At 47.6% G+C, this 13,697-nt stretch carries 11 protein-coding genes; 3 read left to right on the top strand and 8 right to left on the bottom strand.

The features are described from left to right. Positions 1-28: 28 nt before the first annotated feature. Entirely contained in the window at positions 29-1,795 is a 1,767-nt protein-coding gene (locus tag CIK90_RS06410) for a hypothetical protein (RefSeq protein ID WP_094464628.1), read from the top strand. A 127-nt stretch (positions 1,796-1,922) separates the two neighbouring features. Here CIK90_RS06410 and CIK90_RS06405 read toward each other — a convergent pair whose 3' ends face one another. The 6 genes from CIK90_RS06405 to CIK90_RS06380 all read right to left on the bottom strand — a co-directional run bounded on the left by CIK90_RS06405 (position 1,923) and on the right by CIK90_RS06380 (position 7,984). Then, positions 1,923-2,534, bottom strand: coding sequence for a hypothetical protein (locus CIK90_RS06405; RefSeq protein WP_371595953.1), 612 nt, complete (start codon positions 2,532-2,534; stop codon positions 1,923-1,925). 210 nt (positions 2,535-2,744) lie between these two features. Then, on the bottom strand, positions 2,745-4,925 hold the full coding sequence (locus CIK90_RS06400) for a TonB-dependent receptor domain-containing protein (protein WP_094464627.1): 2,181 nt from the start codon (positions 4,923-4,925) through the stop codon (positions 2,745-2,747). Between the two features lie 25 nt (positions 4,926-4,950). Beyond that, positions 4,951-5,925, bottom strand: a complete 975-nt coding sequence (locus tag CIK90_RS06395) for a hypothetical protein (protein WP_094464626.1) — start codon at positions 5,923-5,925, stop codon at positions 4,951-4,953. A gap of 18 nt (positions 5,926-5,943) precedes the next feature. Continuing rightward, positions 5,944-6,639 carry a hypothetical protein gene (locus CIK90_RS06390; RefSeq protein ID WP_094391372.1) on the bottom strand — a complete coding sequence of 232 codons (696 nt, stop codon included), beginning with the start codon at positions 6,637-6,639 and terminating at the stop codon, positions 5,944-5,946. After that, entirely contained in the window at positions 6,636-7,148 is a 513-nt protein-coding gene (locus CIK90_RS06385; protein WP_158216038.1) for an RNA polymerase sigma factor, read from the bottom strand. The genes CIK90_RS06390 and CIK90_RS06385 overlap by 4 nt, the downstream gene beginning before the upstream one ends. A 35-nt stretch (positions 7,149-7,183) precedes the next feature. Continuing rightward, entirely contained in the window at positions 7,184-7,984 is an 801-nt protein-coding gene (locus CIK90_RS06380; protein ID WP_094464624.1) for a GIN domain-containing protein, read from the bottom strand. Between the two features lie 514 nt (positions 7,985-8,498). Between CIK90_RS06380 and CIK90_RS06375 the strand changes: the two genes are divergently transcribed. Both CIK90_RS06375 and kduI read left to right on the top strand, forming a co-directional pair. Next, entirely contained in the window at positions 8,499-9,941 is a 1,443-nt protein-coding gene (locus CIK90_RS06375) for a PTS galactitol transporter subunit IIC (RefSeq protein ID WP_094391375.1), read from the top strand. A 15-nt stretch (positions 9,942-9,956) separates the two neighbouring features. Next, positions 9,957-10,925, top strand: coding sequence for a 5-dehydro-4-deoxy-D-glucuronate isomerase (gene kduI, locus CIK90_RS06370; RefSeq protein ID WP_094391376.1), 969 nt, complete (start codon positions 9,957-9,959; stop codon positions 10,923-10,925). 121 nt (positions 10,926-11,046) lie between these two features. Here kduI and CIK90_RS06365 read toward each other — a convergent pair whose 3' ends face one another. Both CIK90_RS06365 and gcvPB read right to left on the bottom strand, forming a co-directional pair. Beyond that, positions 11,047-12,282 carry an NAD(P)/FAD-dependent oxidoreductase gene (locus CIK90_RS06365; protein WP_094464623.1) on the bottom strand — a complete coding sequence of 412 codons (1,236 nt, stop codon included), beginning with the start codon at positions 12,280-12,282 and terminating at the stop codon, positions 11,047-11,049. Then, positions 12,269-13,681, bottom strand: coding sequence for an aminomethyl-transferring glycine dehydrogenase subunit GcvPB (gcvPB, locus tag CIK90_RS06360; protein ID WP_094464622.1), 1,413 nt, complete (start codon positions 13,679-13,681; stop codon positions 12,269-12,271). The genes CIK90_RS06365 and gcvPB overlap by 14 nt, the downstream gene beginning before the upstream one ends. Positions 13,682-13,697: the final 16 nt, after the last annotated feature.

Here is a 13,697-nt window from a genome sequence, read left to right as displayed (position 1 = left end):
AGACTGTTCACCATTAACACCTTCAACAATGAAAAGACTCGTTATTCTCGCCGTAACAGCGTTGGCAAGTATTCCCTTGTCTGCTCAAGTCGTTACTGACGATTTTGACAAATTCATCCAAGAAGAGAATGCCTCGTTCGACAAATTCATCGACGATGCCAACAAGGAGTTTATCGAGTTTCTGCGCCACCCATGGAAAAAGGCAGAAGCCAAGAAACCCGTGGAGCGACATACCAAACCCGAACCTCCGAAACCTGTCATCTACGACGAGCAAAAACATCCTGAAGATACTCCACCAGTAGAACTGACCATCAAGGATATTCTCAATCAGACCACTATCGAAGGACAGCAACGTCCTACGGTAGAGGTGAAGAATGTGGATCAGTTGACCTTCGACAAACCAACACCAAAACCACAACCCAAGCCAACTCCAAAACCTACTGTGATCGTGGCTAAGCAAAATACACCCACGATCATTGGAGGTAATACACCAAAAGTAGAACCTGCGAAACCACAGGCTACACCAGTTAAGCCGCAACCCGTGGCACCTAAAGCAGAACCGACAACACCTGCGAAGCCACAGGCAACACCAGTCAAGCCACAACCCGTGGCACCTAAAGCAGAACCGACAACACCGGCGAAACCACAGGCGACACCGGTTAAGCCACAACCCAAGCCAAAAGCCAAACCTGCTATGCAGAGTTCGTTGCAAAAGGAATTCTACCCCAGTGTAGCCATCAACTATTGCAACACCAAACTCTATATTGACGCATCAATGAAAGGCGTTATCAATATCACCAGCAGTCAGGAATGTGCCGTTGCCGACGGTTACGAAGCATTATGCCGTTCCAACTACAAGCCTCTTATTGCCAACTGCCAGCAGGCACAGAAAGACTTCCGCCTCAACGACTGGGGAGTATTCCTCTTTGTGAAAACCGCAGCCGAAGCCTTATGCAACGATGAAAACAGCTGTATTGTCATGCAACAGTTCTTGCTCAACGAACTGGGTTACCGTGCGAAGATGGCACGTCGTGGCGATCGCAACCAGTTGTTATTGTTTGTTGCCACCGACTGCATGGTCTATGGTCACCCCTATTTCACCAAAGAGGGATTGAACTATTATAACATCAACGGCACGGAGGCCTGCACATTCTATATGTGTAATCAGGATTCGAAGAAAGCCAAGACTCCCGTTGCCATGCGCCTCAACAATGTTCCAGCCCTCAACAGCGGCGTGGTCAGTAGGCTGCGCACCAACAAAGCCGGCAATGTCAGTGTCAGCGTTAATGTTTCCAAATCGTTGATGGACTTCTATGCCTCCATGCCCCAATGCGACTATGGCGTCTATGCCAAGGCACCCGTAGCAGGCAGTTTAGCCCAAGAGGTGCTCGGCACATTACGTCCCCTTGTACAGGGAAAGAGTGAAGTTGATGCTGCCAATCTGCTATTGAACTTTGTGCAGACTGGTTTCAAATATGCTACGGATGAAGAACAGTTTGGTTTTGAGAAGCCCTTCTTCGTTGAAGAACTGTTCTATTATCCTGCCTGCGACTGCGAAGACCGTTCAGTACTCTTCGGTTGGTTGGTTCGCGAACTGCTTGGCCTTGATGTCGTTTACCTCGACTATCCCAACCATATCGCCACCGCCGTACAGTTTAAAGGCGATGTGAAAGGCGATTTTCTGACCGTCGATGGCAAGCGTTACACCGTATGCGACCCCACCTATATTGGAGCTTCCATCGGTATGACCATGCCCAATCTGCGTTCAGCAGGCGTTTCCATCCTTCGCTATTAACCCTCCTGTCCGAGTTGGGGATTAGCCATCACTAGTAATAATAATGACCGACATGGTACGATGTCGGTCATTATTGTTTTCAAGGGTTATTGTGCTTTGCAAGATTCTTATACTAAAAATCTCCGCATCAGTTTACAGGATTCAGCGGTGTCATGTGGTAGCCCATGGCAGAGAGTTGCATGGCCATTCCCATGAGATAGAGTTGGTGGAGACATTGTGTATAGGCCTGAAAAGCCTCTTTGGTGCCTGGCTGTATATGTTCGTGACGCAACATATTATCGGTGCGCGAGGCACACTCCGCCACGATGTCCTGTGTTTTTCTGCGTCCATTCTCATCGAGTCTGAGCACATCCTCCATGATATGATCATCCATCGCATCGTAGCCACGCGCATCGCGCAACAGTTCGTAAAGCTGTGGATCAGCATTATAGCGCATCCAGTCTTTGTCCCACATGTATGCGATAGCCATGCCGATAAACATCATCCATCCCAGCGAAACGGTAGGATAGGCAGCAAACTCCCTGATGCCATCAGGGAGATAAGCCTCTATCAGTTGTTTCCATCGTCCTTCTACATCAGGACATTCAGGCAGACGCTCATCCACCACTTTCATTCCCAGCAGATAACGGTGCAGGTCATCGTGCAACCGCTGTTCAAAAGTTTTTTCCATATCTTGTCTATTAGTATTCATACGTTGGCGGACAATGGCTACATCGCCTGGCGACAGTACCTTGTCCATACTTAATCATCATCATTCAATCTACAAAGATACAACATTTCGTTGGTTTTCCTATCGTTTTTCAGATAAAAAAGCTCCCATGTCATCCGACATGGGAGTAGAAAAAGGATGCATTCCGCAAATCTTCACAGACATAGCATGGAAGCATCATATTGTTTGAGAGTGTTTATTCATAATCAGTCATCAGGGTAATTGAGCGTGTTTATGCTATTATTTGCGTCCCATCAAATCGTCGTTGCTCACTTGTTTGGCAGTCTTCTTGACCGATGCTTTCAGACTTCCGAAGCGATAAGACACTCCAAACTGCCGATTCCAGTTAGGACCATCAACACGCTGACTGCCGATGTAGTCACCTTTCACGTAATGGGTTTTGATATCATTGCGATAACTGCAACGCACAAAGGTGGTAAGTCGATCTTCTTTAAGGAAGGAGCGACGGAGCGACACGGAGAAGTTCTGCCATGCACAGTCATAACTGTAAAGCGTTGTCGGAGTGCCATAATCGAAATATGCAGACAGGGTCAAAGCCAGTTTGGCAGGCAGCTCCTGTGTCAGTTGATTATAGGAATCGAAGTTCCATCTATGCATGGCAAGTCCAAGTGAAGTATTGGCTTTGTCCACCCAAGTGACGGTGCTATTGCTCACGAGTTTAGTGGTTGGAGTAATCTGCCACTGGATATAAGGCACGACCTGGAAGTAGTTAACCTTACCACTGTTGTCGTAACTCGACATGAAGCGATTGTCTTCCACCCATTTCACTCCGGCAATAGCATCATCGCAGAGGCTGAATGAAGCATTGAGACCGATGGTCAGTTTAGTGGTCATGAGGTTGTATCCCAACGTGAAATTATTAGCTTTCGACGTGCCCAAATGCGGATTTCCGTAGCTGACGGAAATTGGTGTTTCGTTATGATACGGGTTCAGATAACTGATGCCCGGTCTTGACAATCGCATGGTGTAAGCGAGTTTCAGCGAGTTTTGATCATTGATGCGCCATGTCGTGCGAATAGACGGAACGATATCGTTGAAACGTCTGCTGAAATCATCTTGTGAACCGTCTGGCCATGATCCCTTCATGCGTGATGTCTCGTAGCGCAGTCCGGTAGCAAGGGTAAATCCACCGAGACGATATTTATATTCAGCATAGGCAGCCCCCACATCGGTCTTATGGTCAAACTTAGTAGCTGGCGAGCGTAGGAGTTCGCTGTTGAGGTATTCCCTCCTGAGGTTATCACTATTATTGAATCGCATCACATACTTACCACCCACATCTAATGAATGATGCTTGCCAAACGGACGTTCATAGTCAATCTGCAGGGTATGTTCGCTGAAGGTAGTATGATTGTCAAAAGACTGGCTGTCATATTCCCCATAATTCAAACACTGTGACAGGTCTAAGCTTCCGTCACTATGAGAACGGGTGGTAGAAAACAGATAGTCGATGGCAAGGAGTTCGCCCTTTCTGCTGAAATTATGCTGATAGGACAGTTGCAAGTCGATATCGAAATAGCGCGCCAACACATCTCTACTATCCATCTGCATGCTATAGATTGGATTTCCAGCAGCATCGGTCAGTCGGGTGTTTTTTATTGCATCATCTTTCACCCGATAGGCAAATCCACTTGCCGCCAGAGTCAAGAGGTTGCAGGAGTCGAGTTCCAGACTGGCATCCATGCCATACCACATGTTTCTTCCCGGATTGTATGTTCTCCGTTCATCGTGGTACCGATTGTTGGTGTCGGTATAGACATAGTCGGTTGTTTCTGTCTGATGCCATTTCTGAAATGCCATACCGAAATACGGCGCGATGGTGAGTTTGCCCGTCTGTGCCGTAAGAAAGAGATTGCCATTATATGGATTGCCACTATCTCCAAATGTCCCGTTCGAACTGACAGTACCCGTCAGTCCTTTCATCTGGCTCTGTCGGTCCATCACGATATTGAGGATGCCCACCAGTCCTTCCGCATCATATTTAGCTCCAGGCTCGGTGATGACCTCGATTCGTTTCACCATACTTGCCGGCAGTCCTTTGAAAAGTTCCTTGGCATTGTTGGTAAAAGACTGGTCAGGTCTGCCATTCTTGAATATTTTGAAATCACTCGAACCCTTGACCTTGATCGTACCATCAGCATCGACGGTAACAAACGGCACTTTCTTAAGCATCTCTATCAGCGGATTGGTCTTTGCCTCAGGGTCGGAAGCCACATCATAGCTGACGCGGTCGTCTTTAGTCTTCACCATTTGTCGCTGTGCCTTAACGGTCAGTTCGCCCAAACCCACATTTTTATAGACATCAGTAGTGTCGGTGGCTACTGCAGCAGAGTCGCTCTGCGCCTTCGCTACAGGGCATAGGAGTAGCAGTATGGCTGCCCATACATATCTTTTCATCATTGTTTTGTGTTTATGTTGTGTATGTTTATTTCTTTCCGAGATAATCTATGGCTTGCTTGAGCATTCCCTCAAGATAGATATCTCCGCGAACGGTTTTATTCATGATATTAGTCATATCCAAAATAGTATTCTTACATGTTGTCCGTTCGCCATAGGTCAAGAGACTGCTGTGATCTTTACACAGTGCCACTATCTTAGTAGCGAGCCCCACCTGCAGCATTTTCTGGCTAGGGTCTTTGATGGCATCGAGGAAAGCCACTCTGAGTAGTCCGAACTGAGTCATAAACTCCACATCATTGGTGACCTTCGACGGTTTAGCAGTCACATCATCTACCGACAGATCGTCAGCTGTTTTGCTGTCGTCTGACACACTAACCTGTTGCAGGGTTTTATTGCCCTGTTCGTCATAGCGCTCGATGATGAGCGTATTGCCAGAAAGAGTGCTACGTATGCGATTTCCCTTGGCGAGACTCGACAGGCTGTTCATCGTTACGCTTTTAGCAGCTTCTGGAGTCATACCATAGATATGATAGTAGTAGCAGTGGAAATCCATTCCTTCCTTAAACCACACGAAGGCATAGGCATGGCGGCGAGTAGAGTCAGACGGTTCCTTGAAAAAGGTAGAATAGTAATAGTGTGACTTATTGCTTCCCAATGTCACCCCATACTCATTGTTTGGCCCATACACCACTTTCTTGGTGTTGAGTGTGTTCATCTTTGCATCAGGTTTTCTTATAAAAAAGGAATAAGCACGGTCCTGATCCTTTAACATGGCTTGTTCCATTTGTTTAATGAGGTTTTTATTGCTCTCCGGTATTTTAAACTCCGTAAACTTACAGTAAGTGGTTGGCGAGTCGGTTCGATCCTGATAATCGGAACGCGACAACAGTTCAACCGTCGAGTTTCCAATAACCTTTTGATAGGCATTCTGGATTGTTTCCTGTGCCGAGGCACTTACAGTTGCCCACATGGCAACCATGGTAAGTATTATTTGTTTCATTGTTGTATAGTTATTTGCTTATTGTTCTACATATTCTTCCTCTTCGGCATCAAGGGCATCCATAGCCTGGAGGTATTGCATCTTACTATCGTTGAGTTCAACCATCTGTTGCAGTTGCATGGCTTGGAGCAAGAGTTCTGCCTGTGCCACGGCTTCATCGAGGTCAGCCTGACTGATGGCCTTGTCCACCGTCTTGGTAGTTCCAGTCTCAGCCAGATATTCTTTAGGAGGCGGTGGAACGCTGTGTAGTCGACGTATCTTCCGCTTAGTGGTTTTGGCGGGCGGTGTGATACTGTCTAATGGTATTTGACGTCGATCCACTGCCACGGTATCGGTTTCAACGGGAGTGATGGCCGGTTGACTTTGTGCTATCGGCTGCGGTTGGTCAGTAGTATGGTTCCAAAGTGTCAGTGCGCCAACCAGCAACACAGCCACCGAGGCAGCCGCCGTCATCCAGCGCAGTGGCAAGATGCGATGTTTCTTCTCAGAAGCGTCTGTTCCTACAGGACGAATGGTTGCCGTATGATCTTCCATTCCGTTTTCAAACATGCGGAACATCTCGCAATAGGCCTGCCAATCGTCGTTCGAGATTCCTTCGGGACGGTCGGCATCTGTTGCTTGACGGAAGAAGTCAGCCAGTTGTGTTTCCTGTTCAACTGTCGTTTGTCCATCCATGAAGCTTTCGAGCAGATTGATGAGTTGTTGGTTTGTCATTGTCGGTTCCTTTCTTTGATATCATTAAACACTTTTCGGCGTGCTGCCGATAGCATGGTTGCCACAGATGCTTCGCCTATTCCCAGTAGTGCTGCAATCTCAGCGTTGGTGCGTCGTTCAGTCTGTCTGAGTCTCAACACCTGCATTTCTCTGGGTGGCAGTTGTTCGATGCGTTGTCGCAGCCATTGTTCGCTTTCCTCCCACTCCATCTTCCGGTCAGGTGTATCGGTGGTGGGAATATCGAGAGGAATGACTCTTGTCCCGCTGTCTATACTGACCGATGGTCGCCGTCGTCGTTGGTGGTCAATGGCAGTATGTCGAGCCACGACAACAGCCAGTCTGACGGCATGTGTTTCGTCGTGTAGCGTATCATGCACAGCCCATAGCCTAAGCATTGTTTCGCTCGCCACATCGTCGGCATCATCGCTATCGTTCAGCATGCGCGATGCCGTTTGCCAGGCCTTCATGCGCAATTGTTTTGCCGTATGTTCAAACTGCTGTTGGTTCACCTTCAGTATCCTTCCTTGTCTTATGCCGTATAGTTTTAAGGATTTGCCACGATGCCGTTCACCGTATCATTGCCTTGGTTTCTTCCTGTTCTGTCAATCACATACGTCTGTTTTCCGTCATATCTTGTGGCATTGCTGAGATTGGTATATTTCAGTTTCTTGTCACTAACACTTCCTGATCCCATGACCGATTTACTATAGTTAGCAGTTCTTCCCGATACACTAACGTCTCCTGATCCTGCCACTACGCAATACAGTTTATCACTGCAATCCACTTGTGCCTTGACCATACCACTTCCACTCACTACAAGAGAAGCATTGACAGCTTGCAGCTCATCAACACTTATGCAACCTGACCCTGCTACATTGCATGTGGCAGTTCCTACGCTGGCATTTTTCACATGTATGGATCCAGACCCTGTCACATTCATGGTCAGCATGGATGTTTGAACTTTATACTTATCGACTTCAACCTCTGCGCTGCCTGTCACATTGATCACATTGATTGCAGGCGAAGTGACATAGATGGTAACCGAACCGTTGTTTGATCCATTGCCCATATAATAAATGCCGCCAATCTTGGTGGTCTTGTAACCGATATTGAGGTGCTTATCTGTTTGTTTGATTTCGAGGCGATCGATTTCTTCTTTGTCACCCTCCATACGCACACTATGTCCGCTACCTTGGATATAAACCACTTTGGCACTACCAAGGATATTCAGAACAGTAAAAGGTTGGAGTGGCTTGGTTTCCACAATCTTCGTTCCTGCTGCGACAGTCAATACTGTCAGCAGTAGTGCCAGTGTTGTTGTGATACATCTTTTGTTCATAGTCATTGTCTTTATTCTGTTTTTGCTGATAACGATTTGGGGCTTTTCCCTGCGTCTTTTATACAAATAACGAGAAAAAACAGCAGACTCAATGACAGGCAACGCGATTTAACACTATTTTAACATCATATAAACTTTTGGAATTTAACCTCGCGTTAACGCAAAGAGCCAATCGGAATTTAAGACACTTGCGCACAAGAACGAAAAAGCCACGTTGTGTAACACAACACTTTTGGCATGACATTTGTCTTTGGCAAGCATGATTTCGGGTGAAAAAGAGGTATGGTAAGCGAAAAAACGCATTTAAAAACGATAAAAGGTGAGTTTTACAAAAAGATTAAGTAATTTTGCAGGTGCATATAAAATTCGTGATACGATAATATCCCGTGGCATGCTTCTTCGCTGATGAAAGATGGCACACGATATCGGTCACGCAGTCATACTACTATCACAAATCAAATATCGTGGCATGAGCCAGTCACGGTACATTATAATTAGAAACAAACAAAAAAGTAAAGTAATGAATATTTTCAACTACATCATCCAAATGGGTGCATCGGTGATGATGCCCATTCTTTTCACGATTATCGGTCTGTGTATCGGCATGAAATTTGGCAAGGCACTCAAATCTGGTCTGTATGTGGGCGTAGGATTTGTGGGCCTCGGTATTGTTACAGCTTTGCTTACCAATAATTTCAAGGATCCGCTGCAGGCTGTTGAGGATATCTTCAACCTCAACCTGAGTGTATTTGATATGGGATGGCCTGCTGCCGCTGCTGTAGCATACAATACAGCTGTCGGTGCACTCATCATCCCTGTGTGCCTCGGTGTTAACTTCCTCATGGTAATCACCAAAACCACACGTACTGTCAATATCGACCTATGGAACTACTGGCACTTCGCTTTCATAGGTGCTGTGGTATATTTTGTGTGCGGCGAGAGTCTTGTATGGGGGTATTTTGCAGCTATCGTGTGCTACATCATCACACTCGTGATGGCAGACCTTACGGCAGAGCGCTTTCAGGAATACTACAACCTTCCAGGCATCTCCGTGCCACAGCCTTTCTGTCAGAGTTTCACACCGTTTGCCATTGCTATTGGATGGCTGCTCGACAAAATACCGGGATTCTCAAAACTCAATATCGATGCCGAGGGATTAAAGTCAAAGTTCGGTGTTATTGGCGAACCCCTTGTACTCGGTGTGGTAGTAGGCGCATTGATAGCCACTGTAGCCCATTGGGGCGACATCACCCAGTTCGATCAGTTTATGGCAACCATGCCCGCAGGTTCTACCGCTACCGATGGTGTGATGCGCATTGTGAAGCATATTCTCTTCCTTGGCGTAACGATGGGAGCCGTGATGGAACTGATACCCCGTATCACCAAACTGTTTATCGACGGACTGATGCCTATCTCAGAGAAGACCAAAGAGGTGGTCAACAAAAAGATGAAGGGCAAGACCATCCACATCGGTATGAGTCCTGCACTCGTTATCGGTCACCCCACCGCGTTGGTAGGTACTTTGTTTCTGATTCCTACCTATATCGTTATAGCAGTAATTCTGCCAGGCAACCAGTTTCTGCCCCTTGCATCGTTGGCAGGCCTGTTTTATATTTTCCCCATGATGCTTCCCTATACCAAGGGTAATGTGGTGAAGAGTTTCATCATAGGACTTATAGCATTACTCATAGGACTTTGGTTTATCACCGATATGGCTCCCGATTTTACCAAGGCAGCCGCTTCGGTATATGCGCAGACCCAAGATAATGCCGCTCATGTTCCAGAAGGATTCCTTGCAGGTAGTATGGATTTCGTTTCCGCCCTGTTTAGTTATGTCATCTATGCTCTGGTGAAGTATTTCAAATATATAGGTGCTGCCGTATTGGTAGTCATCACCCTCGCCATGATGCTGATCAACCGCAAGCGCATTATCGCTGACGAGAAAAAGAAAGTAAACAACTAATAATTATAGAAAGTAATGAAAAAGATTTTAATGACTACAGCCATTTGCCTGGCAGCCATTTCGGTGAATGCACAGTGCAAGTATAAAGGCTATGAAGTAAAAGCAGAAAACAGCTACACAAACTATTGTGTGCGACAGGCTTCAAACCCCAGAGATGCCAAGAGCTACGACACACAGCGTTTGCGTAGCGAGTATCTCATTGAGAAAATCATGGCACCAGGTGAAGTAAACTGGACCTACACCACCATCGACCGTTTCCTTGTGGGAGGTGCTATGCCAACCGATACTCCACTGAAACTCACATCAATCGAACCACTCTATGTGGATCTCAGCAAGAGTGACAATGGTCGCAATCTGCTCGACAATCGCGAAATTGGTATCATCAACGTAGGTGGTGACGGTAGCGTGACGGTTGACGGCAAGCGCTATGACCTCGCTTTCCAGGAGGCTATCTATGTAGGTAAGGGTGTAAAGGAAATCATCGTGGCAAGTAAGAACGCACAGAATCCTGCTAAGTTCTATATGAACAGTGCATGTGCCCATCAGAGCTATCCCACCAAAAAGGTGAGTCTGAAAGACGCGAAGAATATTATAGCAGGAAGTGCTGCCGAGAGCAACGACCGCGTTATCCATCAGATGATTCTCAACGGTGTGGCTGGTGTGCGCACCTGCCAGTTGCAGATGGGTATTACCGAACTCAAATCAGGATCGGTATGGAACACAATGCCTGCTCATACCCACCTCAAGCGCATGGAGGTGTATTTCTACTTCAAGGTTCCAGAAGGACAGAGCGTTTGCCATATCATGGGTGAACCACAGGAGACTCGTCTGATTTGGACAGGCAACGAACAGGCTGTTATCAATCCAGAGTGGAGTGTGCACTGCGCTGCAGGAACTTCCAACTATACTTTCATCTGGGGTATGGCTGGCGAGAACCTCATCTACAACGACATGCAGGTGGTGAAGATCACAGAATTGAAATAAGATTCACATATAAAAGCTCTTGTCTCCGGATAAGAGCTTTTTTGTATGCTCATGCCGAGCATACCCCAAATCAAAAGCCCCGTCCATGCTGACGGGGCTTTTGATTTGGGGTAAAATGATGTTATTCCTGTTCTGATGCGGCATGCAACACCTCAGAGAGCGTTGGGTGGATGTGTACCATGTCGCGCAACTGAGCGACAGTAGCATTGAGACACATCAGACTACTTACCTCCTGTATCAGGTCGGCAGCGTGAGCACCATAAGCATGACACCCCACTATGCGGTCGTCAACATCCGACAACAGTTTCAACAGGCCTTCGGCAGCATCCATCGTCAGAGCCTTGCCGTTGGCACGCCAGAATGCTTTGCGACAACGGTAGCCAGGCAATGTGGCTTTACACTGATCTTCCGACAAGCCCACACACGCAGCTTCAGGACTTGTGAAGATGGCAGAAGGCATGATATCGAAACGAATATTGTCCTGATGTCCCGTCAGTCGGTTGACCACATGAATGCCTTGCATCTCTGCTGCATGAGCCAACATCTGTTTGCCATTGACATCACCAATAGCATAAACACCGCTGACATTAGTCTCAAAGTGCTCATCTACGCTGATGCCTTTACGCTCGTCGTAGGTGATGCCGGCAACGGCAAAGTCAGCCGACACATTGGGTTTGCGACCTGTGGCAATGAGAATGGCATCAGCATCAATATCTGCGAGCGAGGTGACAGTAGTCTTCATGCGGAAGGTGATGCCTTGGCGCTCCAGGTATTTGCGGAGTCGTTTGGCAATATCGCTGTCGAGCATAGGCAGACACTCCTTGAGGTAGTCGATGACTGTCACCTCTGTGCCGAAGCGGTTGAACACACTGGCAAACTCCATGCCCACTACACCAGCTCCGATGATACACAAGCGACGAGGCTGTTCCTGACACTGCAAGAGTTTGGTAGAGTCCATCACCTGTGGAAGGTCGATACCTTCTACAGGAATCATCTTGCTACTACTTCCCGTAGCGATGATGATGTGTGGAGCGGTATATTCCGCATCGCCAACCTTAACCGTATGAGGTCCGGTGAACTCACCACGACCGCGTACGAGAGTGATGCCTGGCGAAGCCATGAGTTGTTCCACACCGCTACGCAATGCAGTGACCACCTCCGGCTGTCTGCCCACAGCCTCGTCGAAGGAACGAGCGTGGACATACGTTTTGGTAGGTATGCAACCACGGTTAAGGCAAGTGCCACCCACCTGATCGGCTTCGATGACAACCACCTGCAATCCTCGTTGCGCGGCAAGATGTGCGGCGCGGTAACCACCAGGTCCCGCACCGACGATGATAAGATCAGTTGTTGTCATGAATCATCTGTTTGTAGTTGACAATAGGATGCTTGGCTGCCAATACGTCATCAACTCTTCCGATAGGCGTCTTGAGCGGTGCCGACTTGACCGTATCGGGTTGAGTCTTGGCTTCTTCTGCAATCTGTCGCATCACACTGATGAATCCGTCGATCGTGTCTTTCGACTCACTCTCCGTAGGTTCAATCATCAGTGATTCGTGGAAGAGCAATGGGAAATAGATGGTCGGAGCGTGATACCCATAGTCAAGCAACCGCTTTGCCACATCCATTGTTGTCACCCCTGTAGATTTGTCTTTCAGTCCGTCGAACACAAACTCATGTTTGCAGAGTCCGTCGATAGGCAACAGATAGACATCCTTCAGACATTCCTTGATATAGTTGGCATTGAGTGTAGCCAACGGTCCAACCATCTTGATCTGTTGGCGACCCAGTGAGAGGATATAGGCATAAGCCTTCATAACCACTCCGAAATTGCCAGCTTCATAGGAACTGACAAAAGGAAGGAAAGGTTCTAATCCGCTTCTCACTCCGACAGGACCGCTGCCAGGACCGCCACCACCGTGAGGGGTAGAGAATGTCTTGTGCAGATTGATATGCATCACATCAAAGCCCATATCGCCCGGCCGACATGCACCGAGCATAGGGTTGAGGTTAGCGCCATCATAATACATCAGTCCGCCACAGTCGTGGATGAGTTTAGCAATAGCAGGGATATCAGTTTCAAAAAGTCCCAATGTATTGGGATTGGTCATCATCATGGCAGCAATATTGTTGCCTTCCGCTTCTACAATAGCTTTCAGATCATCGAGTGACACACGACCGTCGGCAGTTGATTTCACTTCCACAATCTCCAGTCCGCATACAGCAGCCGAAGCTGGGTTAGTGCCATGTGCCGAGTCAGGTACGATGACTTTGGTACGCGCCATATCACCACGACTTTCATGATACCCTCTGATTACCATCAGTCCTGTCAGTTCACCGTGCGCTCCAGCAAAAGGCTTGAGTGTAAAGTCAGCCAGTCCGGTCAGTGCACAGAGCGCTTTCTTCAGCCGTTGGCATACTTCCTTTGCGCCCCGTGTCGTTTCAGCGGGTTGTAGCGGATGCAAGCGTGTGAACTGTGGCATAGCAGACACTTCCTCATTGATTTTAGGGTTATACTTCATGGTGCATGACCCCAGAGGATAGAATCCGTTATCCACTCCGAAATTGTTGGCCGAGAGATTGGTATAGTGACGTACCACGGTCAGCTCGTCACATTCCGGCAGTTCGGCAGGATGTTGTCGTTGCATACTTTCCGGCATGTTATAGTTGCCATACTCGTTTCTGGGCAGCGAATAGCCCTTTCTGCCAGGCTTCGACAATTCGAAGATGAGATTTCCGTATAACTTGTTGTTCATAAGGCTTTGCTGTGGA

This window comes from Prevotella sp. P5-126 (genome assembly GCF_002251185.1).
Lineage (GTDB): Bacteria > Bacteroidota > Bacteroidia > Bacteroidales > Bacteroidaceae > Prevotella.
The sequence above is the reverse complement of the archived record's forward strand: the minus strand, read 5'-3'. Positions and strand labels throughout refer to the sequence as shown.